Source organism: Deltaproteobacteria bacterium, from assembly GCA_016208165.1.
Lineage (GTDB): Bacteria > Desulfobacterota > Desulfarculia > JACQYL01 > JACQYL01 > JACQYL01.
In genome coordinates, this window is record JACQYL010000126.1 from 1 (window position 1) to 24,863 (window position 24,863).

The 24,863-nt window shown below is 53.6% G+C and carries 22 protein-coding genes and 1 pseudogene; 12 read left to right on the plus strand and 11 right to left on the minus strand.

Annotated features, from left to right (window positions below):
• Positions 1-49: 49 nt before the first annotated feature.
• The 6 genes from HY788_22645 to HY788_22670 form a co-directional block, all read right to left on the minus strand.
• Positions 50-793 (minus strand): ribonuclease Z, encoded by a 744-nt coding sequence (locus HY788_22645; protein MBI4776944.1) that lies wholly within the window; start codon positions 791-793, stop codon positions 50-52.
• A 34-nt stretch (positions 794-827) separates the two neighbouring features.
• The gene (locus tag HY788_22650) at positions 828-2,474 is read right to left on the minus strand and encodes a response regulator (GenBank protein MBI4776945.1); all 1,647 of its coding nucleotides are present in this window, start codon (positions 2,472-2,474) and stop codon (positions 828-830) included.
• Positions 2,475-2,495: 21 nt separating this feature from the next.
• The gene (locus HY788_22655) at positions 2,496-2,858 is read right to left on the minus strand and encodes a response regulator (protein ID MBI4776946.1); all 363 of its coding nucleotides are present in this window, start codon (positions 2,856-2,858) and stop codon (positions 2,496-2,498) included.
• Positions 2,858-4,276 (minus strand): response regulator, encoded by a 1,419-nt coding sequence (locus tag HY788_22660; protein MBI4776947.1) that lies wholly within the window; start codon positions 4,274-4,276, stop codon positions 2,858-2,860. The genes HY788_22655 and HY788_22660 overlap by 1 nt, the downstream gene beginning before the upstream one ends.
• 98 nt (positions 4,277-4,374) lie before the next feature.
• Positions 4,375-5,901 carry a nickel-dependent hydrogenase large subunit gene (locus HY788_22665; GenBank protein ID MBI4776948.1) on the minus strand — a complete coding sequence of 509 codons (1,527 nt, stop codon included), beginning with the start codon at positions 5,899-5,901 and terminating at the stop codon, positions 4,375-4,377.
• Positions 5,902-5,950: 49 nt separating this feature from the next.
• Positions 5,951-6,889 (minus strand): NADH:ubiquinone oxidoreductase, encoded by a 939-nt coding sequence (locus HY788_22670; GenBank protein MBI4776949.1) that lies wholly within the window; start codon positions 6,887-6,889, stop codon positions 5,951-5,953.
• A gap of 273 nt (positions 6,890-7,162) precedes the next feature.
• Between HY788_22670 and radC the strand changes: the two genes are divergently transcribed.
• The 4 genes and pseudogenes from radC to HY788_22690 all read left to right on the plus strand — a co-directional run bounded on the left by radC (position 7,163) and on the right by HY788_22690 (position 13,856).
• Positions 7,163-7,894 carry a DNA repair protein RadC gene (gene radC / locus HY788_22675; GenBank protein ID MBI4776950.1) on the plus strand — a complete coding sequence of 244 codons (732 nt, stop codon included), beginning with the start codon at positions 7,163-7,165 and terminating at the stop codon, positions 7,892-7,894.
• A 415-nt stretch (positions 7,895-8,309) separates the two neighbouring features.
• Positions 8,310-10,742: pseudogene (locus HY788_22680) on the plus strand (3-hydroxyacyl-CoA dehydrogenase/enoyl-CoA hydratase family protein).
• Positions 10,743-10,844: 102 nt separating this feature from the next.
• Positions 10,845-12,023, plus strand: coding sequence for a thiolase family protein (locus HY788_22685; GenBank protein ID MBI4776951.1), 1,179 nt, complete (start codon positions 10,845-10,847; stop codon positions 12,021-12,023).
• 39 nt (positions 12,024-12,062) lie between these two features.
• Positions 12,063-13,856, plus strand: a complete 1,794-nt coding sequence (locus HY788_22690) for an acyl-CoA dehydrogenase family protein (protein ID MBI4776952.1) — start codon at positions 12,063-12,065, stop codon at positions 13,854-13,856.
• Between the two features lie 735 nt (positions 13,857-14,591).
• On the opposite strand, the gene HY788_22695 is transcribed toward HY788_22690, so the two are convergent.
• Entirely contained in the window at positions 14,592-14,831 is a 240-nt protein-coding gene (locus tag HY788_22695) for a hypothetical protein (protein ID MBI4776953.1), read from the minus strand.
• Between the two features lie 678 nt (positions 14,832-15,509).
• Between HY788_22695 and HY788_22700 the strand changes: the two genes are divergently transcribed.
• The 8 genes from HY788_22700 (at position 15,510) to HY788_22735 (ending at position 21,498) form a co-directional block, all read left to right on the plus strand.
• The gene (locus tag HY788_22700) at positions 15,510-15,743 is read left to right on the plus strand and encodes a hypothetical protein (protein MBI4776954.1); all 234 of its coding nucleotides are present in this window, start codon (positions 15,510-15,512) and stop codon (positions 15,741-15,743) included.
• A gap of 427 nt (positions 15,744-16,170) precedes the next feature.
• Entirely contained in the window at positions 16,171-16,989 is an 819-nt protein-coding gene (locus tag HY788_22705) for a hypothetical protein (GenBank protein MBI4776955.1), read from the plus strand.
• Between the two features lie 221 nt (positions 16,990-17,210).
• Positions 17,211-17,387 carry a hypothetical protein gene (locus HY788_22710; protein MBI4776956.1) on the plus strand — a complete coding sequence of 59 codons (177 nt, stop codon included), beginning with the start codon at positions 17,211-17,213 and terminating at the stop codon, positions 17,385-17,387.
• A 181-nt stretch (positions 17,388-17,568) separates the two neighbouring features.
• Complete coding sequence (locus HY788_22715; protein MBI4776957.1) at positions 17,569-18,357, plus strand: class I SAM-dependent methyltransferase; 789 nt, start codon at positions 17,569-17,571, stop codon at positions 18,355-18,357.
• A 223-nt stretch (positions 18,358-18,580) separates the two neighbouring features.
• Positions 18,581-18,757, plus strand: coding sequence for a hypothetical protein (locus HY788_22720; GenBank protein ID MBI4776958.1), 177 nt, complete (start codon positions 18,581-18,583; stop codon positions 18,755-18,757).
• Positions 18,758-19,215: 458 nt separating this feature from the next.
• On the plus strand, positions 19,216-19,833 hold the full coding sequence (locus tag HY788_22725; protein ID MBI4776959.1) for an isoprenylcysteine carboxylmethyltransferase family protein: 618 nt from the start codon (positions 19,216-19,218) through the stop codon (positions 19,831-19,833).
• 235 nt (positions 19,834-20,068) lie between these two features.
• Complete coding sequence (locus HY788_22730; GenBank protein ID MBI4776960.1) at positions 20,069-20,212, plus strand: hypothetical protein; 144 nt, start codon at positions 20,069-20,071, stop codon at positions 20,210-20,212.
• 113 nt (positions 20,213-20,325) lie between these two features.
• Positions 20,326-21,498, plus strand: a complete 1,173-nt coding sequence (locus HY788_22735; GenBank protein MBI4776961.1) for a hypothetical protein — start codon at positions 20,326-20,328, stop codon at positions 21,496-21,498.
• Here the strand turns inward: HY788_22735 and HY788_22740 are convergent.
• The 4 genes from HY788_22740 to HY788_22755 are packed head-to-tail and all read right to left on the minus strand — an operon-like array spanning position 21,488 to position 24,465.
• Positions 21,488-22,165, minus strand: coding sequence for a hypothetical protein (locus tag HY788_22740; protein ID MBI4776962.1), 678 nt, complete (start codon positions 22,163-22,165; stop codon positions 21,488-21,490). The genes HY788_22735 and HY788_22740 overlap by 11 nt on opposite strands.
• Before the next feature lie 29 nt (positions 22,166-22,194).
• Positions 22,195-23,889, minus strand: coding sequence for a hypothetical protein (locus tag HY788_22745; GenBank protein MBI4776963.1), 1,695 nt, complete (start codon positions 23,887-23,889; stop codon positions 22,195-22,197).
• On the minus strand, positions 23,886-24,209 hold the full coding sequence (locus HY788_22750) for a hypothetical protein (protein MBI4776964.1): 324 nt from the start codon (positions 24,207-24,209) through the stop codon (positions 23,886-23,888). The genes HY788_22745 and HY788_22750 overlap by 4 nt, the downstream gene beginning before the upstream one ends.
• 10 nt (positions 24,210-24,219) lie before the next feature.
• The gene (locus HY788_22755; protein ID MBI4776965.1) at positions 24,220-24,465 is read right to left on the minus strand and encodes a hypothetical protein; all 246 of its coding nucleotides are present in this window, start codon (positions 24,463-24,465) and stop codon (positions 24,220-24,222) included.
• Between the last annotated feature and the right edge of the window lie 398 nt (positions 24,466-24,863).

Here is a 24,863-nt window from a genome sequence, read left to right on the forward strand (position 1 = left end):
CTCTCGACGCCGGAGCGGCGACGGTAGTAACACAACGCTTTCAATTATATTATATCTCTATTACCATTCCATCTTCGGAGGCAATGGAATTCTTGAAGATTTTCTTTGCTTCAGTGGCCGCGGCCTTTCGATCATCCAAAGTCAGGTATCGGCTCGGGTCGAAATGGGTCAACACGAGCCGGCCCACATTGGCCTGTTTGGCGATGGTGGAGGCCTCTTTCGGATTCAAATGCGGCCAATTCCGAAGAGACTCCCCGGACTTGAACGAGCATTCCGAGATGAGTATATCCGCATTTTCCGCCAGTCTTAAAGCGCTCTCGCAGTATCCGGTATCCGGGCAATAGGCGATGACTTTTCCTTCCATATGAAATCGGTAGCCCATGGATAATGGGGTGTGCACCAACTCGAACCATTGAACGTCAAATGGAAACTCCGGATCGTTTATTGGGAGTTCCGATATTTCGAACCTGAACGGAAGATGGCGCAACGGTATGGAAAAGGGATGGTTTAGTATGGTGTTCAAAACGTCTATGGAGCCTTTGGGACCAAAGACTCGCAGGCCCCGGTCAAAAGAGAATTTTACCAGGGTGTGGAGGCCGACAATATGATCCAGATGAAAATGGCTCAAGAACAAAAAAACCGGTTTATCCGGTTGAAGGTATCGATCGAGTTTTGAGAATCCACTTCCCGCGTCCAAAACCACACAAAAGGATCCGCCATCGATCAGAACGCACGAAGTATTCCCTGTAGGCGTATCGAACCAACCGTTTGTACCCAGAAAAACGATTTTCATCGCAAGGATCTTTCGAAAGTTTATGACGGGGCGCTTAAATGACTTCGAAGATTTCCACGGGATCCTGTTTCCCTTTGACTCTGGTCGGGGGAAGCCTTCTTACGGTTACATCGTCTCCCACGGCGGCCCGTGTCTCGGCGCTTATGAGGATGTCCGTCCCGAACTTCCTGGTAAGTCCTTGAATTCTGGAAGCCAGATTCACCGCGTCTCCCACCAGATCGTAGGCGAGCCTGTCCGGGCTGCCGATGATGGCCGCCAATACGCGGCCCGAGTGTATGCCGATGCCGTGTTTGAGTGGGGCGTAGCCTTGCCGCCTCAAGTTCTCGTTGACGGCCGTCAGGCTTCGCCTCATCTCGAGGGCGGCCCTGAGGGCATGGCGAGGATGGTCCTCGATCGGCATGGGCGCGCCGAATACCGCGTAGATCTCATCACCCACGTATCGCAATATGGAGCCGTTGTGTTTTCGGATCGCCGTCGCCATTTCAGTAAGATAGGTGTTCAGAATCCTGACGACTTCTTTGGGTGGGGTGGATTCGGTCAGCGGCGTGAAACTGCGGAGGTCGGCGAACAGAACGGACACCTCCTTGACTTCGCCATCCAGCGGCATGCGGCCGGAAAGCACCTCGTCCCGAACTTCCTCTGCAACGTATTTGCCAAAAGTTTCATTCAGTATGCGTTTCTGCTCTTTTTCCAGGTCGCTCAGGCGTTTCTTCTCCAACGAGTTATTGATTCTGGCTCTCAGGAGTACCGGGTTGAACGGTTTGGTCAGATAGTCATCCGCTCCCATTTCGATGCATCGGACCACGCCGTCGATCTCCTCCAGAGCCGAGATCATTATTACAGGAACGTCTCTCCATCGGTCATCGCTTTTCAGACGCTGCAGCACCTGGTATCCGTTCATCTCCGGCATCAGAATGTCGAGGAGGATCAGGTCGAACGTGTTTTGTTGAATCATTTCCAAAGCCCTGAGACCGTTTTCCGCCACCGCGACGAGATGGCCTTGTCGTTCGAGGCGCCGGCATAGCAGATCGCGGTTCATCTCGTTGTAGTCAACCACGAGCAGAGAGCTGCGCCGGGGCGGAGCGGCCAAGACGTCCTCCCTCGGGATCGGCTGGATCTCGTTCACCAGGCTCTTGGCCCGGCTAAAGGTGTCCGAGGCCTCGATCGCGGTATCCAAAACGCCGCCTTCGATCCCGGGGAAGTGGACGAGATCTTTAATGAGCGACAGAAAACGCCGGCAAGCTTCCAGAATCTTCTTCAAGTCCGGAATAAGGTCCTTTCTGTCCAAACATTCGGCGTTTTCCAGAAGCAGTTCACAATAGCCGACGGCGGTATTCAGGGGCGTCCGGAGCGCGTACTCCAGGCGGGCCCCGATCTGCTCGATGTCGGAATCAACCGGTTCGGATCCCGACTGGGGAGGATCGAGAATCTCGTTCACGATCGCCAGCATATCTTTGCCCGCCGTGCGGACTTTTTCGAGATCGCGGGCAAACTCGTTCCGATTGGATTCTTCCTCGACCTCGATGAGCATCTCACTGTATCCGATCACGGCGTTCAAAGGGGTGCGCAGTTCATGACGGAGGTTGGCCGGCAGCGCTCGCCGGGTCAGGTTCGCGTCGGGATCCTTCTCGATCGCGCCGTCCGCCGGCCGGATCGGGGTCTTCCGGGATTTGAATTCCATAGCGGTCACGGGGGCGCCGGCCTATTTCAGGAGGGCCTGCATCTTACTCAGGAGCCGCTCCAGGTCCACGGGTTTTATATCATAGTCTTCACAGCCCGCATCCAGGCATTTTTCCCGATCTCCCGACATGGCGTGCGCCGTCAGTGCGATTACCGGAATGGAACGGGTTTCGGGACACGCTTTGATCCGGCGGGTGGCTTCCCAACCGTCCAAGTCGGGCAGGCTGATATCCATGAGAATCAGTTCAGGTTTTTCCGATTTGGCCAATGCGATACCCTCCTCGCCGCCGACGGCGAGGATCACCTCGTATCCCCTGCGCTGGAGACGTCTCGACAACATGTCCCGGTTCGCCTCGTTATCCTCGATCAACAGTATTTTGGACATCATTCCAGTTCCTGACGCGGAATGAACTTTTGCAGGACGTCCATCAGGCGATGCCGGTCAATCGGTTTGGCCAAGTAGTCCGACGCCCCCAACATGTAACCCATGTTCTTGTCGTCCACGATGGTGAGCATGATTACCGGAACGCGAGCCAGGTCGGGATCGCTTTTCAACTCCGTCAGTACGGCCCATCCGTCCATGCCGGGCATCATCACATCGAGGGTGATGGCGTCGGGGCGCCGTTCCTTGGCCCGGAGTAGCCCTTCCTTGCCTCCGGCGGCGGTCTCAACGAGAAAACCCTCTTTGCTGAGGAAACGCTTCATCAGGTCTCGCACAACAGCGTCGTCGTCAATGACCAGCACGGTCTTAGCCGTATCCGGCGCCGGTTCGAGGCTATACTCGGTCTCGGCGGCCTGCGCTACGCCGGTTTCATCGAGCGAAGCCGGCAGGCGGATGGTGAAAGTGGTTCCCCTTCCGTGGTCGCTCTCGACGGTGACGTCCCCTCCCATCATCTCACAGAAGCGCTTGCTGATCGCCAGTCCCAACCCGGTGCCGCCGTATTTGCCCGACGTGGAAGCGTCCGCCTGCGTGAACGCCTGAAACAGCCGATCCATTTGCTCGGACGTCATGCCTATGCCCGTGTCGCCCACGCTGAAGACAAGCCAGTCGGCTCCGTATAGTGATTCCCGAGCCACGTTCAGCGAGATGGTCCCTTCGTGGGTGAACTTGCAGGCGTTGCCGAGCAGATTGAAAAGCGCCTGCCTTAGCCGGGTGCGATCCGAGTGCATGGAGCCCACGTTCTCGGGACACCGGACTACCAGGGTGTTGGCATTCCGGTCCACCAAAGGCTGAATCGTATTCACCACGTCTCGAAGCGTGTCCGAAACGTCAAACGTCTCCAAGTACAATTCCATCTTGCCGGCCTCGATCTTGGAAAGATCGAGCACTTCGTTGATGAGTGTCAACAGATGCTTGCCCGCGTCCAGAATCCTCCGCAGGTCTGAAGCGAACTCCTCCCGGCCGTTCTCCTCCGCTTCCTCGATCAACATCTCGCTGTAACCGATGACGGCGTTCAACGGCGTACGCAACTCGTGACTCATGTTGGCCAGAAATGCGCTCTTGGCATGATTGGCGGCTTCAGCCTCTGCTCGGGCTTCGGCCAGTTCGCGCTCCCTGATTTCGGCCTCGTGCAGTTTCTCGGCCAGCCGCTGCCGCAACTCTCTTTCCGTCGCCGCCTTCTCTTCTATGTGCTTTAAAAACTCGTCCAGCTTGACAAACTGCTCGACCACGAGCTCTGCGGTGATCTCGGACGCCCTCTGGGCTACGAGCACTTCTTCATAGAGCTGGGCATTCTCGGCGAGGAGTTCCAGCTTCGAGAGTTCCCTTCTCTTGGTATTGTACTCGTTCGGTTTCGTATTCATAGAACGCGATGAATAGAATTTGTTAGGGACATCTTAGAATCAAGACCATCAGCTTCCATGATTATCCCTGGACACGTTCCTCGGGGACGGCCGCGACTTTATCCGATTTCCCGGACGGACGATGCGTTGACGGCATGTACGGTGCAGACCAGACAGGGATCGAAGGACCGCACCACGTGGCCCAGCTCCACGGGATTGGACGGATCCCTCACCGTCGTACCGAGGAGCGCCTCCTCCATGGGGCCCCGGATATTGTGGAAATCCCGGGGCGAAGCGTTCCAGGCGGTGGGGGTGATGACCTGGTACTGCTCGATTTCGCCTTTTCGGATTTCGACCCAGTGCCCGAGGGCTCCACGGGTCACGTCCGTCAGCCCATAGCCCCGGCCTTCGATAATTTCACCCGGCGAACCATAGAAATTCCCGTCGGCCGTTATTTCGGAAACCCACACTTCCATGGCCGGAATAAACCGGGCAGGCCTGGTCAGGCGGGCCAGTTCTCTCACAAACACGTTCGGCCCGTCCTTATCGACGAGGTCCGTGAAAAGCGGATTGCGGCTCACAACGGTCTCCGCCAAAGGACCCGTTTCCGCGGGCGCATCGTTGTAACGTGGGGCTTTGGCCCAGGAATATTTGCCTGCCTCCCGGCCCGAGGCATAAGGACGCGTTTCTCCTTCAAAGGGGTGCCTTCCTCCCGGATAATCGATGAACCAGGAATGAGCCACGTGTTCGCTGATGCTCTTCTGGTCGAACTCCGCCACGCGGGTTCCCTGAGAAAATCCCGCCGGGATGAGGTTCCTGCTTCCGGTGGGACTCTTTACCGAGGTGCCTTCCGGCAGGTCACACCCTCCGGAACAGACGAAAGCGCCGTGGCCGCGGCCCATCCGGTCGAGCCCCACCGCCCGTGCAAACCGTATGTAGAATCCCAGATCGCTTTCGCGATGCTCGGAACGTTCCTCGAGCCATTCATCCAGGTCCGTTGCGCTTCGCACCTCGAGCCAACGCTCGATCGAGCAACCGAGAATGCGGCGTTCATACCAGTAACGGAATTCATTCAACAACAGGCGACAGTGCAGCAGGTCGCTTCCGCTGGGAACCGAGGTTACTCCTCCCGGAACCATAAAGGCGGAATGGGGCCACTGACCTCCCAGTATACCGATGATCCCGATGAGTTTTTCGGTTTCCCGGATCACTTCCAGGGAGGTTTCCCCGTGAAGCGCCCGGTATCGGCGGACAGCTTCTTCGTATAACGGCAGATCCCGGTAGAGGGGATTGGCGAAGTCCACGGCAAACATGAGAAAAGCCTGGCGCATGTCGCTCTGCAGTTTTTCCGTGAGCAATGTCAAGTTGCGGATTCGCAGGGCGTCCGGAGGAGGTTTGACGCCGGCGATCATTTCCAGGGCGAGGACCGCCGCGTTCAGATGGCCCGTGCTGCAGATGCCGCAGATTCTAGGCGTGATGACCAGGCCGTCCAGGGCCCCCCGGCCGATCATCATGCGTTCGAAGCCCCGGTACATGAGACCCGAACTCCATGCGTCCGAAATCCGCATGTCGTCCATTTCAACGGATATGCGGAGATCGCCCTCGACGCGATTCAGCGGCACTTCGAGATTTCGTTTCCGTGTCATTCATCCCGTCCGGTGGTTGGCGAAACGGTTCGCCGGCGTATGCCGTGCTTCAGACGCGGGTCTTCCTGCTTTTCAACCGCTCCGGCGCGGCAGCGGCGGCCATGCCTTTGTAAGCCAGATAATGGGCGCGATCCACTCCCTCCGGCAGGTCTATGGGAACGCCCGCGATGTTCCGTGTCCGGAAGAAAGGGTTGGACTGGGGAAAATCGGGCCGCGTGCAGCCGGAGCAGGGCACGCCCACCGACGTCTTGGACCGTTGTCCGTTCCATTGCAGTTTATTGCAGGGTCCGCGCGTCAGAGGACCCCGGCACCCCATATGAAAGAACAAGCAGCCCCGCTGGCCGAAATCGTTTTCCTCCACCCGGTATTCGTGATATTCGTTGCGAATGCATCCCTGGTGGACCAGGAGTCCGTACCAATCCAGGGGCGCGTTGTGCTCGTTCAGCGGGAGCGGCGAGCCGGAGGCGATCATGGACAAAGCGCCGGTGGTGACACCCATGTGGCACGGACAGCCGGGCAGGTTGATTACCGGCCGCCCGCTCCGGGAACGATAGTCCTTTCCCAGGAACCCCCCCATGGTCTCTCTATGAAATTGAAGTCCCACGGCTTCCACTTCTCCCACGGTTCCGACGCCGCCGAAAGCAGCGCACGTCCCGACGGCCACGACCACTTCCGCACGTTTGGCCATGCCCGCAATGAGGTCTTTCTTGGGCTTTCCTTCCAGTGTGTCATACATGCCGGTGCCGCCGGGCCCTCGGACTACGAACCCTTCCACGCACAAGATATCCAGAGGTTGCTCTCCGGAAAGCAGGGCGTCGATCAGTTCGATATACTGCGCGGGACTGCCATCCGAAAAGGACGGATGCCAGAGCAGTTCGATGTGGTTGAGTCGTATGAATTCAGAGATGTTCGGCCATTTGTTGCTCAGAAAAGCCATGCTGTCGCCGCCGCATCCCCCGGCCTGAAACCAGAAAAGGGTTTTTGACATGGTTCTTTCGTCTTTCTCTCGAGTGTTTCGTCCGATATCCATGCAAGAGAACGGAAGTGAGCAGGCGTGTCTTACGATTTGCCTGATGGTTTATCTGCTTCTGAGAACCTGAACCCGATTATTTCACAAAGAACCGGCTCAACACAAGCATGCTTCTCTTACTTCAGGCCCAAACTTCTGATAAAATAGGCCCAAACGTCCCTGTGGGGACGCCGGAACAACGAACGGGTCCGTGCCCCATGCCGCATGACCCGTGCTCAGACCTGCAATTGCATGAGCGTATGCTCCCAGGAGACCCGATTGAAAAAGACGTCCACGACACCCAAGCCCTCGTACATCGACCACCGAAAACGACTCAAAGAACGCTATCTGAACGCCGGGATGGACGCTTTGGCGGACTACGAAGCGATCGAACTGCTCCTGACCTACGCCATCCCCTTGAAAGACGTGAAGCCGTTGGCCAAGCGTCTGATCGAAACGTTCGGCAGTTACGAAGGGGTTCTGGACGCGGATATCGAGCAGTTGTGCGAAGTGGATGGAATCGGCGGACACACGGCTATCCTGTTTAAGCTGGTCCGGGACGTCATGGCCCGGTACCACCTCAAAGAGGCCCGAAAGCAGCGCCAGATCTCCGGAACGCCTGACCTGGTCCGATATTGCCGGCTTGAGATGGCCCATCTGAGCGACGAGCAGTTCCGGGTCCTTTTCTTGAACAACCAGAACCGGATCATTCGGGACGAGGTACTGCAGGAAGGCACCGTGGATCGAGCGGAAGTATATCCGAGAAAGATCCTCGAGAGGGCGCTGAAATACAAAGCCTCGGCCATGATACTGGTGCACAACCATCCATCCGGTTCACCGGATCCCTCGGAACAGGACAAGAAACTGACCAGGACGCTTGTGAAAACGGCGAAGGACCTGGGCATTACCGTACACGATCACATGATTATCGCCCAGGGGAACGTGTTCAGTTTTCGTGAAGAGGGACTGATGGGCGGCAACTGAGAGCCCCCGCCGGTCCGTTCGATTGCGGACGGGGGGAAACGTTTGAAGCAGGCGGCGCCCTTCGGGAGGCGCTCACGGGAGAATGGAAGAGAGGGGCGAGCGGGCCCCTGTCCTTCGAGAGAATTCCTGAATTAAGCTCGACTGATCACCGGCGAAGGGACACCCCATCTCGCGCACTATGGCGGGTGATGGGCATGCCGGGGAGAAGCCCTTTTGATGCCCTCGTTGCCGCGCGGTTTGCGTCTCGCCTGCAACGCCTGAAATCGGTGAAAAAAACCGTTGACTTGGGGAGAGGGCTATGGTACGGTCTTTTTATGAATGAGAATTCATTCATTTTTGGTTTGATCCGTGATTCCAAGGCGTTATATTTTTAACTCAATACGAATGATGGTTCATTCAATGTGAGGAGGACCGCATGAAACCCAACATCCAGCAGGCCGCGGTCATCGGCGCGGGCGTCATGGGCGCCGCCATCGCGGCCCATCTTGCCAACGCCGACATCCCAACCATTCTGCTCGACATCGTACCGCCCAAATTCACCCCCCAGGACGAAGCCAAAGGCCTTTCTCCCGACGCGCCCGCGTTCCGCAACAAACTGGCGGATTCGGGACTCCGGAACGCCCTCAAAGCCAATCCCGCCGCGTTCTATGCGCCCGAAAACGCCAAGCTGATTACCACCGGAAACCTGGAGGATCATCTCAGCCTGCTCGGGAAGGTGGACTGGATCATCGAGGCCGTGGTCGAACGCTTGGACATCAAGAACGGCTTGTTCGGGAAGATCGAAACCGTGCGGACTCCGGGAACCATCGTCAGCACCAATACCTCCGGAATACCCGTGGCGGACATGTGCAAGGGACGCTCCGAAGATTTCCGTAAACATTTCGTGGGCGCCCATTTTTTCAATCCTCCCAGGTACATGAAGCTGCTCGAAATCATTTCCGGTCCCGAAACGCTTCCCGAAGTCGTCGGAGCCGTGGCGCGGATCGGGGAAGAGCGACTGGGCAAAGGCATCGTATATGCCAAAGATACTCCCAATTTTGTGGCCAACCGCATTGGTATGTATTCCATGATGCGGGCCATACGGGTCATGCAGGAGTTGGGTCTGACCGTCGAGGCGGTGGACAAGATCACCGGACCCGTCATCGGGAATCCCAAAAGCGCTTCATTCCGCACGGCCGATCTGGTGGGGCTCGATACCATGGCCCACGTTGCGTCTAATGTGTATGACAACGCCGCGGACGACGAGTGCCGCTCCGAGTTCGAGGTTCCGGCTGTGCTCAAGACCATGATTGAACGGAATTTTCTCGGGGACAAGACCAACGGCGGTTTTTACAAGAAGGGCGCGGATGAAAAAGGGAACAAGGAGATCCTCTCGATCGACCTGAACACCTTTGAATATACGCCCCAGGAAAAGGTACGCTTTGCTTCCCTGGAAGCCATTAAGACGCTGGAAGAAACATCGGACAAGATGCGCGGTTTGTATTACGCCAAAGATAAAGCCGGCCAATTCACCTTCAAGACCCTATCCGAAAGCCTGATTTACACGGCCAACCGCATTCCGGAAATCGCCGACGACATCGTGAACATAGACAACGCCATGCGGTGGGGGTTCGCCCGCGAGATGGGACCGTTCGAGGCGTGGGACGTGCTGGGCGTCAAGAAATCAACGGCAAAGATGAAAGAAGCGGGTTACGTCATTCCCTCCTGGGTTCAGGCGATGCTCGACGCCGGAATCGAGTCGTTTTACAAGAGCGAAAACGGCGCCCGGTATTTCTATGACGTGGCCTCCAATACCTGCAAACAGCTGGAAATCCCGCCGCAGATCGTCCTCCTGCCTTCCCTCAAGGATCGCAACAAGACCGTGGCGGGCAACAAAGGCGCCACTCTTATCGACCTGGGGGATGGTGTGGCGTGTCTCGAATTTCACACGAAAATGAACGCTCTGGGTACGGACATCATTTCCATGATGCATAAGAGCGCGGATATTGTAAGCCGGGATTTCGAGGGTCTGGTCATCGGAAACCATGGTGTAAACTTCTCGGCGGGGGCCAACCTGTACATGATTCTGTTCGCGGCCCAGGAGGAGGAATGGGACGATCTTCACTGGGAAGTGGCCCAGCTCCAGAAGGCGTTCATGAAACTCAAATACCTGGACAAGCCCGTGGTGGCCGCTCCGGCGGGCATGGCCCTTGGAGGAGGTTGTGAAGTCTGCCTGGCCGCGGATCGGGTTCGAGCCGCCGCGGAAACGTATATCGGCCTCGTCGAGGTCGGTGTCGGGCTTCTTCCCGCCGGCGGAGGGTGTAAAGAGATGGTCATCCGCAATACCTAGCACTTGTTCGAAGTGCCCAAGGGCGGCGTGTACAACCGGCAGATCGATCTGCTGCCTTTTGTGGCCCGGGCCTTTGAAACCATTGCCATGGCCAAGGTGGCTACCAGCGGTCCCGAGGCCCAAAAAATGGGACTCTTCCGTTCCAACGACAAGTTCACCATCAACCGCGACTATCTCATTCACGACGCCAAACAGACCGTACTGGCTATGAACGCGGAAGGGTACCGGCCGCCCCGGCCCAAAGACGAGATCCGAGTCATGGGCACGGACGGCATTGCGATCTTCGACTACGTGGTCTACACCATGCACAAAGCCGGGTTTATTACGGACCACGACGTGACGGTGGCCAAGAAAGTGGGCCGGGTTCTCTGCGGAGGAGAGGTCCTGCCCGACACGCTGGTCAGTGAACAGTATCTGCTCGACCTGGAACGCGAGGCCTTCGTCAGTCTCTGCGGCGACCGCAAGACACAGACCCGCATCCAGCACATGCTGACCACGGGCAAACCGTTACGGAACTAGTCGAGTAGTCATGACCCGCAGACTTGCCATGAATCATACGACCGGACGAACCCGAACCATCCATAACGGTTCGCCCGGTCCCTGGACAGGAGGAGTCCGAACATGAAGGAAGCCGTCATTGTAACCGCTTGCAGGAGCGCGGTCGGAAAAGCTCCGAAAGGCGTATTGAGCCAAACCAGGCCCGAGCACATGGGCGTTACGGTGCTGAAGGAACTGATCCGCCGGACACCCGGCCTGAACACGGAAGAAATCGAAGATGTGATCATAGGATGTTCCTTTCCCGAGGCGCAGCAGGGACTGAACCTGGGCCGCGTACTGGTCGCCGCTACCGGATTGCCGGATTCCATTCCCGGAATGACGGTCAATCGGTTTTGCGCTTCCGGTCTTCAGGCCATAGCCATTGGAGCGGAAAAGATTATGTGTGGATTCGCCGACGTGGTGATTGCCGGGGGCGTTGAAAGCATGAGTCTGATACCCATGGGGGGATGCAACCTGTCCCCGCACCCGGCTCTGGTGGCCTCGCACCCAGGCGCGTACGAGCCCATGGGACTTACGGCGGAAAACGTCGCGGAGAAGTACGGCATCAGCCGCGAGGAGCAGGACGCTTTCGGCGCCCTCAGCCAGCAGCGGGCGGAGAAGGCCATCAAGGAAGGCCGGTTCAAGGACCAGATTGTGCCGATGGCCGTCAAGGTTCAGAAGAAGACCGACAAAGGCCGGTTCGAGCAGTCCGAGATCACGTTCGATACGGACGAGGGTATGCGGCCCGGAACCACGGCCGGGAGTCTGGGCAAACTGCGTCCGGCGTTCAAACCCACCGGCACCGTTACCGCGGGGAATTCCTCCCAGATGAGCGACGGAGCCGCGGCGGTGATTCTCATGAGTAAGGAAAAGGCGGATGAACTGGGCCTCGAACCCATGGCCTATTTCAGGACCTATACGGCCGTCGGCGTCGAGCCTGAATACATGGGCGTGGGGCCGGCCGTGGCCATTCCGAAGGTCCTCAAACTGGCGGGACTGACGCTGGACCAGGTGGGTCTGGTGGAATTGAACGAAGCTTTCGCGGCCCAGGCCATCTATTGCATGCGCGAGCTCGGACTGAATCCGGACATCACCAATGTGAACGGCGGCGCCATCGCGCTGGGACATCCTCTGGGATGCACGGGCGCCAAGCTGACCACGCAACTGGTGCACGAGATGCAGGCGAGAAACGTGCGCTACGGAATCGTTTCCATGTGCGTGGGTTTCGGCATGGGCGCTGCGGGGATCTTCGAACTGGCGTAGCGTGATAGCTAACGAATCGATAGGAAAGGAGTGCTTGAAATGTCCGAGCGAAAAGTTTTCAAAGGGGCCGAGTTTCTCATTACCGACCTTTCTTTTGCGGACGTGTTTACTCCCGAGGACTTCAGCGACGAACATCGCATGATCCTCGAAACGGCGGAAGATTTTGTTGAAAAGGAAGTCCTGGCGAACATCGAGAAGGTCGAGGGCAAGGATCACGAGACCTTTCGAACGATTCTGCTGAAGGCCGGGGAACTGGGATTCAACGGAACCGACATTCCCGAGGAATACGGCGGATTGGGTCTGGACAAGGTCAGCACCACGGTTGTGACCGAGGCTCTGGGGTGCGCGGCCTCCTTTGCCGTGGCCTTCGGAGCGCATACCGGAATCGGAACCCTGCCCATTGTCTATTTCGGAACGGAAGAACAGAAGCGGAAATACCTGCCCGGCTTGTCTTCCGGCGAATTGTTCGGCGCGTACGCATTGACGGAAGCCAATGCCGGCTCGGACGCGCTGAACGCCCGAACCAAGGCCGTGCTTTCGGAAGATGGAAGCCATTACATCCTGAACGGCGAAAAGATGTTCATCACCAATGCGGGATGGGCGGACACCTTCGTGGTGTACGCCAAGGTGAACGGCGAGCAATTCACCGCCTTCATCGTGGAAGCCAAATACCCCGGCGTTTCCACCGGCGCTGAAGAAAAAAAGATGGGCATCCACGGCTCCTCGACCCGGGCCGTGATCCTCGAGGACGTTCCCGTACCGGTGGAGAATGTGCTGTACAAGGTGGGTCAGGGCCACAAGGTGGCCTTTAACATCCTGAACATCGGTCGGTGGAAACTGGGCGCAGCGACGGTGGGCGGATGCAAACGGTGCGTGGGCGAGGCCGCCAAATACGCCAACGGCCGCATTCAGTTCAAAACGCCCATCAGCAAATTCGGAATGATTCAGGCCAAACTGGCCGAAATGGCCGTTCGCACCTATATGGCCGAATCCATGATCTATCGCACGGCGGGGATGTTCGACGATCAACTCGGCACGCTGGACGAAAAGGCCAAGAAAGAGGGCGAAGAGAACGCCAAAGCCATCGGCGAATACGCCATCGAGTGCTCGATCAACAAGGTGTACGGATCGGAAGTGTTGTCCTACGTGGTGGACGAGTACGTCCAGGTCATGGGCGGGTATGGGTACATCAGCGAGTATCCGGCCGAACGGGCGTATCGTGACGCCCGGATCAACCGCATCTACGAAGGCACGAACGAAATCAACCGGCTGCTGATTCCCGGAACCGTCCTGCGCCGGGCCATGAAGGGAGAGCTTCCGTTGATGCAGGCGTTCCAGACCCTGACTTCGGAAATCATGGAATATTCTCCCATGGCCGTCGAACTGCCGGAAACACCGCTGGCTCTTCAGGAACACATGATCCGCATGATGAAGAAAACGGCCCTGATGGTGGCTGGCGTTGCGGCGCAGAAATACATGGAAAAGCTCGAGCAGGAGCAGGAAGTGCTGGCCTTGATCAGCGACATGATCATCGAGATCTTTGCCATGGAAAGCGGTCTGCTTCGAGCCCTCAAGGTCGTCGACCGGGTGGGCGAGGAAAAGGCCAAGCTGTATGTCAACGCGGTGAAAGTGTACGTGAACGACATGGTGCTCAAGGTCGAAGGCTGGGCCAAACAGGCCATGGCCCGGGTCGAGGAAGCGGAGGCCCTTAGAACGCAGCTCATGGCGATCAAAAAACTGTGCCGATATCAACCCATCGACACCATCGCCCTGCGGCGGGAAATCGCCGAGCGGGTCTGCGAGATCGAGGCGTATCCTTTCGAGATCCGGTGATGGAAGGCATCTATAGCGTTAGGGGAACCCTTCTGAAGAAGGGTTCCCCTAACCCCTCCCAAGACTTCTTAAGCGAGGGTCACCCCGCGTTCCGCGGGGTGACCTGGAGCCGGCCCCCGACCAGCCGAGGAACCTCCCCCGCCGTGCATTTATCCATCGCCGGGCGTCCGGATTTCGCCGCATCGGCATCTCGCCCCGACGAACGCCATGGCGGGGTAGCGCGGACAACTCGTTGTCCGCGTTGCGAAGCAACAAGAGGCGCCACCCGGCGTATAATATCACGCAGCCCTATGATTTAAGACGTATAGTCACCTTCTGTCCTTGGACCCGGACAACAAGTTCAGGGCCACCCATCCATCGCCGGGCGTCCCGGAGAGCTGACGGCTCAGGAGCCGTAGGTTAGGTTGAGCATAGCGAAACCCAACAACATGGGGCATCCGTTGGGTTTCGCTCGCTGCGCTCGCTAACCCAACATCCGCGGCTGGTGCGAACGTTCGTCCCTTGAATCCACCATGAACCGGGCGATGCGGTTCAGACCGGCGGCCCCATCACGACGACCACGTAATGGCTCTCTATGAGAGATCAACAACAATGGATCCAGGTCTAAAGCAGAAAACATGCAAATCAGCGTTGGATGTCCCGGAATCTTGTGTCGATGGCGCTGATATCTTCTATCCGGATAAGGGCGTCAAAATACTCTTTACCTTCTAATTTTTCCAGATGCATTAAGTTGTCTCAAACTTCCTTAACGAATCCGGCCAAGGTTTTTCCCGAATCGAGCGTCACATACACTTTTTTTCCGATAAACGATTTTAAGTTGTCCGCCATTGAGGCATTCACATTATAGCTTATTCCTTCAATGGCAACGACTTCCGACTTTGCCTCGGTCTCCGTTGGCAGCACGAATAGGGTTAAATAAAACAGCATAGTCAGAGCCAATCCAACAGAAGCAGCCATCTTTGATTTCTTCATCATGACAAACCTCCAATCGATTCTATTCGTATGGACTTGTCTTGCCCCGGAAGTATGCGGCGACTCTCTCAAGCAGAGGCCCCGCATGCCCTTTTTGCCCGCCTTCGAGGCCTTGCTTTGGCTTGAAGGCTCGAAAGGCGCGTGAAGCCGCCCAACATCCCGCCAACGCCGCATCCAAACCCGTTCGGAACCTTTTCTCTTGGTTTTCGACCATACCTCACCGGTCATTTTTCTTTCAAGGCGTTTCACAATACTCGTTCGCCACGTGGATGGGTCATCCATTACAAGACCGGGGGTCAAGGAAAAAACTTCACCCAGGCGGGAGAAGCGATTTTGTTCCTGCCGCTGTAGGCGCGCGGATTCGTGGCGCGGCGGCGGTGTCTTTACTCTTCCCGACATGGTTCCAGCATTGGTGTCAGCCCTCTGTAATTGCCGCCTCTACAACGCTTTGCGCTCATGTATTCCACCGGTAAAGTCAAGCGCCCTGCTATGGACGGCCACAAATCGAATACGCGGATTATCACGATTGGCAAGGATGGTGTGCTTTTGGGGCGGGTCCGAGCTATACCAAATGTTGTGTCTGCTTGGTTTTCTGATATAATAAACGAGCGGTCTGTTCGGCGGTGGGGTATGCGTATCCGGAGATATGTACACCTCAGGAACTCATGGGAGTATACGGAAATGGCTGACGAAATCATCACGGAACTCTGGAAGGTCAAAGACGCCATCGCAAAGGAATACGACTGTGATGTCAAGGCGCTTGTGGCTTATCTACGAGGCAAAAGACGTGAAAACCGCAATCCGCCGGTCGATCTTCGATCTGTGAAACGAACCGCCGAAGGGAAGAAGCAACAGACGGTGAAACCACGGGTGGGCGAACCGAGTCCAGAATCCTCCGGCCTTTCGACCGAATAATAGTAAAGAGGCACGTTGTTTCTTTGTTGACAAGCAAGCGACAACCGCGGGTATCAGAGACGCATGCCAAGGCAAGGTCGAATTGACGCGCCCGCCGCGTTGCATTACATCATTATCCGAGAAATCGAAAGGCGAGCGATTTTCGATGATGATAACGAGCGAGTGGGAACTTGGTCGGTTCCTCACGGCGTCCGAATGTCGCACGTGCACACGCGCTGATCGGTCTTACGGCCATTCGGGATTGGTCGATCTCTGGAAGAGAAGCCGCGCGTCGACTGAATGTAGACCGTTCGGCCAATTGCCGTGCGGTGAAGATAGCAGGGGAGGATGAAGAATTGATCGCAGCCGGAGGAGCCGTTCGGGAACTGCTTTAGACTCAAGTAAGTCAACGATGAAACAATGTACCTGCATGCACGCGAGGAAAATAATGAAACTTCCAGAGCAACATGCCAAGCTTTTTTTTCAGTTAATGTGGGCGCTACAATTCTATGTAAATCATAAGCTCGGCATTCTTGATATTAAAAGCCTTGATGAATATGCTGATTCTACTACCGACCAAAAGGTAAAAGTTCGCGAGGCACTTTACGAAAACATAGAGCTCATCGATTCGTTTGTTCACGAGAATCCACATAATTTTTCATCAGAACATTTGGCTATCATTTTGGAGTGGAAAAAATACATTAGGGGCAGTTTTTTCATTGAAAGACTTATAAAGCAATACGCCGTTTTTATTCAGGAGGAAAAAGTATACGGCGTATTGGGGCTTTCCCAGGGCTTCGACGAGTTGACGTACAAATCGAATGTACCTTTATATGTCGACACGGTTTTATTGCCTTTCAAGGGTAAAATCGTTTATGACGGTCTTCTGGGAGTTCGAAATATATATTTCGGTGGTGGTATCAAACGAAGTTTAAAAGAAACATATATGATAGCCAAACAAAATAATCGAATTATCGAAAGCCTGGAAAAACCACAAGTGGAAAATCAAAACAAATTAGAACCCAAATCATTAAAGGAGTGGAAGCATGAACTGGAGGAGTTAGCCCGCAAAGCCAAGAAATTGAAGGGATCGGTAGAGTATCCGGCAATTTATGGTCCTGCTTTCAGTTTAGTAAAAGCTAGCATTGAATTTGCACAACTCGCAGTTTCGAATGAACAGGACATAGCAGGTCTCCTTGAAGCTTTAAAAAAAATAAGACGTGCATTCAACAAGTCGAATACGGTACTCCATCGTGAAGAATATTGAAAAAGCAACTCAGCCAATGTATCGGATTGCCAATCCACTGCCGCTACATAGCCACTGATGACAGGCAACCTTCAGCAATCATTATCCAATTCTTGATCTTCTAAGCAGTGCAGGAAAAAAAGGGACGGTGGTGATTTTGCGCGTTTCCCCGTTTCATCATCCATCAATTTGTTGAAAAAGCTCTGGCGCAAGGCCGGAAGCCGGAATTGACCGGAGGCGGTTTGCTAAGAAGCGGCGGCGGGTGGAGCGTTTTGAAATCCATGCGGAAAATGCAGATCCATTTGAAATGCGATGAACGAATTCCGGACGCCGGCGATCTTGTGGAAAAGGTGTTGGACTATGTTTCCGTCCAGATGGATCGCCGATACGGTCTCCGGGGGAAATGGATTGTCCGTTGAGGAATAGAAACGCCCAAAATCAACCCCGTCCCACTTTTACGCAAAATCAACCCCGTCCCACTTTTATGCAAAATCAACCCCGTCCCACTTTTACGCGGACGTGGGCTTCCGTTTGGTGCGGCTCGCGCCGTAGTGACTCGTGTTGCCGGTCCCACGGCCGGCGCTATTGAGAGGAGTATCCATGAAGTCGGCACGCCAAGCGCTTTCTCCTTCACCATGGTCTATGAAGGCCATAAAAGATAGTGCGGTCGACTTGGTTCCGGAAGACCAATCTTTGCTGGATTGGCACAGAGAATATATATCGATTCATTCATTAAGACTTGCATTCGATCTCGATATAGTAAAAATGTATGTTGCGCGGGAAGCGGACGTACTTGAACTAGGCTCCATACCTTTATTCTTTACAAATGCTCTGTCAAAGAGCAATTATTATGTTACTGGATGTGACATCGCCCCGGAAAGATATGCTTCAAGCATAAGTAGGCTCGGCATGGCCGTGGTTAAATGTGACATTGAAACGGAGAAACTGCCCTTTGGAAATAACTCGTTTGATGCGATTATCTTCAACGAAATCTTTGAGCATCTTCGCATAAATCCGATATTCACATTATCGGAAGTGCTTCGTGTTATGAAACCGAAGGCGCTATTAGTGCTGTCCAGCCCGAATTTGCGATCTCTCAAAGGCATCATAAATATTCTGTTTAAAGGCAGAGCGCACTCCTGCTGTGGAAACATATACGCCGAATACCGGAAATTGGAAACGCTGGGACACATGGGGCATGTCAGGGAATATACGGAAATGGAAGTTGTTGAATTTCTAGAAAATATAGGTTTTTCGGTTACTGAAGTGATTTATAGAGGACAGTACGAAAATAGGACAGGTCGGCTTATAGTGCGCATGATGCCCCACCTAAGCCCTTTTATTACATACCTTGCTCATAAGCCCGAACAGGGAGCTGTTCATTTATAGAGGGGCCACCAAGGTCAACATCGAAGTGGGGGTCTGCCATTCGGCCCGGCCATGGTAGGGGTTCGCCTAAAAAGCATCAGTGAAAAAAAGTGGACGGAGTTGAATTTGTGAAAAGAGGGGGACGGTGTTGTGTGAAAAGAGGGGGACGGTGTTGTGTGAAAAGAGGGGGACGGTGTTGAATTTGCGCGTTTCCTTGTTTCATCAGCTATGAAATAGAAACCTCATGCAACGAATAGCACGCATCGATGCGCCGGGGGATGTATCGCATCATCTGCCGAGGGATCTAACGGCCAACTTCTTCCATGACGATACCGACAGAAACCGGTTGGTCGATCGCCCGGCGAAACTGCTGCTTGAGACTGCAGCGCCCTGTTTGGGCTGGGCTTTGATTCGCAACTGAGGTTGCAAAGAAACTCGAGATAAGCCAGTCGGCGGTCACCCGGGCTGATCAGCAGGGGTAGACAGATTGTCTCGGTTAATGCATTGTCCGTTGAAGAATAGAAACGCACAAAATCAACCCCGTCCCCATACAACGCTCCGTCCCCATACAACGCGCATATCAGGACAGTTCGGGAACTCCTTGGCACAAAGACGTGAAAACCACCATGATCTACATCCACGTACTCAACCGGGGCGGCAAGGGAGTCAAGAGCCCCTTGGACGACTTGTAGAGGTGAAGCGATGGTGTCTTATACAGAAACCATATATCTCGTTTCCCTGCGGGCTACAGGTTGTCTAATCGTCTGCAATTCAACGACTTATGCCGTTTCAACCTTCGGGATGTTATGCTGCGATTTTCCGCCCATAGGTGTTGTGAAGAAACCATATAAACGTTGTTAGGTGACAAGGAGGATATTCATGCATCTTATTGGCGAGCAAGGAGTTGGGATATTTTTATTCGTAGTGTTGGCATTGCAGGGCGGGGCTATGCTGGTCTGCACCGGGAGATTTCTGCAGATTAAACCCGAAGGACAAGGTATAGTCATGGCAGAGAACTACTTCAACACAGGTATACTCATTTTATTTATCCCTTTGATTGCTGTTTCCCTGATTATAGGTTGGTATCAGATCTTAGATCTGACTCACTTGGATATAGACATCCCTTGGCTAATCTATGGGCTAGAGGCTATTGGCATTGCTTTAATAATTTGCGGTACCGCAATGGTCGTATTTGGTTTCCTGGCTCTGCGCAACACCTTTCAGCCTGGCGGTTTTGCTCCACGCTCCCAGGACCCGCTGGTTACCTGGGGTATATACTCTTTGTTGAGGAATCCACTAAATGCCGGTGTATTGTCTGTGACATTGGGCCTTGCGCTTGTGGTACAGTCGCTTTTCGTAATTGCCCTGTTTATCATCTACCTCATACTGGTCTTACGTGTGCTTTCCATAGAGGAAAGCTGGCTATCCGAAGCATTTGCTGAAGAGTACCGCTCCTATAGACAGAAGGTTAAACGGCTAGTTCCATTTATTTACTAGTGTCTGGCCATAAAGACCCGATTCCTGACTTATAATTGGCGTCGGGATCGGTGGTTGCCGGCCCCATATGGGCATAGGGACGTTGTTTCTTTGTTGAAATGCAAGTGCACAGCGGTCATCAGATACGCATGCCGAGGCAAGGTCGCATTGACGCTCCCGGCGCTGCATCAAATCATTATCCGAGGAATCGGAAGGCAAGCCATTTTCGAGGATGGTAATCATCGGACGGACTTTCTTGAACGACTGGCCGCCCATCTGCCGTGCGGTGAAGAGGGCGGAGGAGGATGAAGAGCTGATCGCAGGCGGTGGAGCCATTCAGGAACTGCTTCAGAGCGAAATAAGTCAACGATCAAACAATGTCCGTTTGTCCCACAGGTGAGTCGTTGCATAGAAACAGTGATTGAAATTGTAGAGCTCGCTATAGTAAGAACTTGATGTTTCTTGTATCGGTTTATAGTGATTTTCGAAACCTTTACATCGGGAGATCCGTGCATGGGTAACAGAATGGGTCGTAGGAATCAGTCACATATTGCACGACTGGACCAAACGATTTCAAAATTGAAGGAATCCTATGAAGGTACTCCCCTGATAGAGGTAGGTCACAGGCTCAAGGATTTCCTTGAAGAGACTAAGGCTGCTATTGAAGCCGGCAGCGCACAAGCATCACAGGCGAAAAAGGCGATAGATTACGTAGACTCACTTATTCAAATCCTTCCCAGTACTTTCGGGGATCGATTCGATTTAGATGCTTTCTTGATCCAAAGCGTTGCAAAAGAATGGAGCACCGGTACCGTAAGGCTTCCAAACACAATAATTCCGAACTATGGAAGACAGTGGGGGCATAATAGCGTCAACATGCCGTCAGAAAGTTTGATAGAAGCCAATGCTATCGACATCATAGTGTTCCAGGGTGACAATAATTTGGATGATATTGATCTTCTCTCATATCCATGGCTTTGCCATGAGCTGGCGCATGCGCTACTTACCAGGCATGGCAAGAAATTCGGTAATGACTTTACTGCCGAACTCAGCAAGGAGGTCAATCGTCTTCATTTGAGAAGTCTAGCCGACAGAGGAGCTACCAAAGATAGGGCTAAGAAGCTTGTAAACAATATTTTAAACCTTTGGCTTCCAGATCCTAAAGAAAAGAACTGGACCTTTGAACTGGCTTCCGACCTTATCGCATTATGGACTTGTGGTCCGTCCTTTCTTTCCGCTTTTCATGATGCGGTGAATAGAGACGGAGTCGACCCATACAAGATCTCAAAAGGGCATCCACCATATGTAGTGAGGGCAAGAGCTCTGGTAACTGCTAGCAGAGAGGTGGGCTGGACATCGGAATATCTACAGCCACTTGAAATGACTATGTCGAAATGGGAGCATCTGAAGAAAAGCAACGCCAATGAATTGGCCGCCTATGCCGCTTCCGACATTGTCAGGTCATGCTTGTCATGTTCGATTGCCGCCTGCAGGAAATTAGAATTGCCTCTTTATGACAGCGCCGGGATAAAGCGGACAAGGGAGACACTCGCCAAAGGCGAAAGCCCCAAAATAGGAACAGATCTGCTGACGGCTGCTTGGGCCTTGTTTAATGACCAGAAGGATCAGTACGATACTTGGGAAAGGCGGACGATCCAGACGTTAATCAATGACTTCAAAGAGTGATCCCGGATACTTTATACGAATGGGATAATTGCAGTGCCCCCTGATCAGCAACATGAAGCACCCAAGGGAGTCCAAGTCCCATATCTAATTTCGTGAAACACATATCCGCTTCCCAAATAAGATCTCTGATCACCTTCTCAACCTCAGATTGGCCATAAATCTCAACAATTCTGATCTTGAGAGGGCTCGCAGTACCTTGAGAGAGATAAGGCGCGCCAGTTGTGCATATCAGCGCCTGCTTGTCATCTTCAAAAGGAAATGCGCAATATCCTACCGTAGGGTTCATGGTTCGAGAGGAACTGTCCCCGCGCAAAATACGGTAATCTTCTGCCCGCTTGAGAATTTCAACAGCTGTCCAAACCGAACTGTGGGTTACCCAACCTCTACTGAGGAGCTCGGAATGAAGCTGTATCAGCGCTTCCAATTCGTTCCATGCTTTGCCGTCACCATGCAGATGCCCATCTCGAAAAAATATTGTTCTCTCAAAATTGCAGGAACCTGTTATTTCGACTATCTCAGTTTGCATCACTTCGAAGAGGCGGAGTAGCCCTCTGTACAGGAACTCTGTCGGAACTGGTTCTGCTTTTTGCGTGTTCAGCGGTATTTCCTCTGGACGAAATACAAGCCCGCCATCCGGATTTTCAAAGCCATATCCCAGACATGCCATTACACGATTGTTATGTCGTCCGCCAACATCTAGCCCAACGTGAGTATTGTAGTAGAAGGAATCCGAAGGGGAAAATGGTATCCAGTGGTGTTTTGCGAGCAAATTGAAGAGACACAACTCGTAACGATTCTTGACCCGATTGGCAAGGCGACGGTCACCGGTTTGAAGTTGTCTTGCTGGCTTTGACGCCCAGTACTCTGGCAGAGTGTTATCAACTTGTATGCACTGCGACGGAACCTGAATGCGTTGCTTAATCTGCTCGTGAGTGTCATCCGGTTTTTGGGGGCTCTTCGATCCTTCAGGAAGGACTGCCACCAGAGTGTTAAACTGATTCTTTTCAATTTCCTTGCGGATCGTTTCAACATTGTCATAGAATATCCACGTTTCAAACCTATGCCGATTCCTAGGTCTTTCAATATCCGATTAAGATCGTATTTCATGCGAGAGGCACGGTCTTTTCCGAAATCCTGCGGGCACGCCAGTAGAGGGAAGAGAGGGCGTTGCTCCAAAAACCCAAACTTCCTTACATGATTCAGGCGCCTTCGAGCCCTATCCTGGAGGGCTTGATTAGAAACAACTGCATCCACTCCCAGAACGCTCTCACCGCCATCCTTATCTCTGACCCTGATTGCAGGCGGCGCTATCAAAAGATGCGGAAAATGCTTTGCGGAAAAAGGGGACTCTGCTAAAGACATCCTCTGTTCGTAAAGATCTGCGCCGTCGGTGAAGTCGCGTAGGAGCTTCATCAGATGCACACGATCAGCTGGGTCAATAATGGTTTGCGAATGATCCTCTTGTGTGATTTGGGTATCCAGGATAAGCCTCACATTCGTAATCGGAATTTCAATCGGATTCCCTTTGAATCTTCGGCATTTCATAGTGATGCCCGTTAGCTTCTTTTGCTCATCCTGCGAAAGATTCGAATGATTAACGAATGACTCTGGCTCGCAAAGCTCAAGAACCTCCGCTCTTTTCAAGGTTCCGACGGATCGATCCAGCCAGATCCTGACCGCTGTCTGCCGGTTTTCCCGATTCAGCCGGTTTGCCTGTTTGGCTCCGATCATTTCGACCAATTCTGCAACAGAGCCTCCCGCGTAGTAGTCCCCGATTGTTCTGCCATCCAGGGTTGCAGTATTGATCACGAATTCCACCACCCACCGATTTTGGCTCATAACCTTTGCCGCAATATTAAAGCGCCGACAGAAACAGTATTCATCCTGCCCAACTTCACTCGGCATCTGGCAGAAGCCTCCGTAATCCTGCCAAAGATCACCGACGCCTTCCGGAGTATGCTCCTTGAAGTGTTTCCTCAGTCCCTCACGGATAATTCCAGCAACAACAGCTCTGTGTCCCGGATTTGCCGCGCATGCCGTGAATCTGTTGGCTCGGTTAATCACATAGCCATTGCGCTCAATACCCTCTGGGATCGCCCATTTTCCCGGAATTGCGATGGCGTCATCATCCACATCTATGATGAATCCATAGCCGCCACACACGCTTTTGAATTCGCCTCGTTTAAAGTCCCAGAAGAGGCTTTTTAGTTCGCCCCTCTCGTCATGAGGAGACGGCTGCCCATCGACCTTTTTGACTCGATAGACTGCGACGTCCCATGAGAGCGAATCTGCGTTAGAGATCTCGTAGCAGTTCAGGAAGTAGGTTGATTGACCGTCTTCTCCCAAAGAAGCACCATTGCCAGCTTTCCGGGGCGCTTTATTTACCATCATTTTTCCTTGGTGAAGTAGTAGGTTGCCGCGCTGCCCATGAGGCCAGAAATCACAGGCAACCAAATGTTGAAGATCTTTGCCAGCGTCTCTGCCATGGATTCCTTACCGTACCACATCACTACGGCAGTGACCCCATAATGAATCAACATGCTTAAGGAGAGTATCCATGCAAACATTACGGCGAGCAGTCGAGACGTCTCTGCGCGATGTTTTGCCTCGTGAAAAGGGAGTTCATCTTCAAGGCCTTGCACGTCGCCTGCTTCAATCACCTCTTCTGATTCTGAGGCTTGGTTTGGGGGCCTTTCAAGAGTCTCATTCATGCCGTGGTCCTCAATCTGAATCTGAGTCTGGATGGAGGCTTGGAATGACCACTACACGCTCCTCATTGGTTTTTGGATTCCGGACAATAACTTCAGTATAGCCTTGCTCTGCCTGCGACTGCAGTGCCCGGCTGACCCGCAACGACTCCCGCACGGTGTCTGCAAGTGAAGAGAAATGGCCCTGCTCCTTGATGTCCTCAAGGCTTTTAAGGCTACGTTCATCAAATGTGAAGACGACACGCTGTTTCTTTACCATGACTTCCTCCTTTCTCTGCAAGGGTGTAATGAAAGATACCAAAAAAGATCAGAAAAAGTCAAGATAAATCTACCATAAAAGTGATCCAAAATGATTCTATGTGATATCACATCGTGCACCGTCCACGAAGAGGAGGGTTGCTTTCTTTGTCGTAGCCCCCTATATCTTGTACCGGTCCATCCTGCCCCAAAAGTACACGGCAGTGGTGTCGCAGCGGGAAAGCAGAAGCGACGTGAGATGTCCCTGGCTGCCTTTTCCCCGTGCATCTTCACCAGGCCGTTGTGTATCTTCTGATTGGCCGATTCCGTGTTGAAGTCCACATACTCGTTCGCCATGTAGATATGTCATCCATTAAAAGACCGGGGGGCAAGGAAAGAATGTCTCCCAGACGGGAGGAG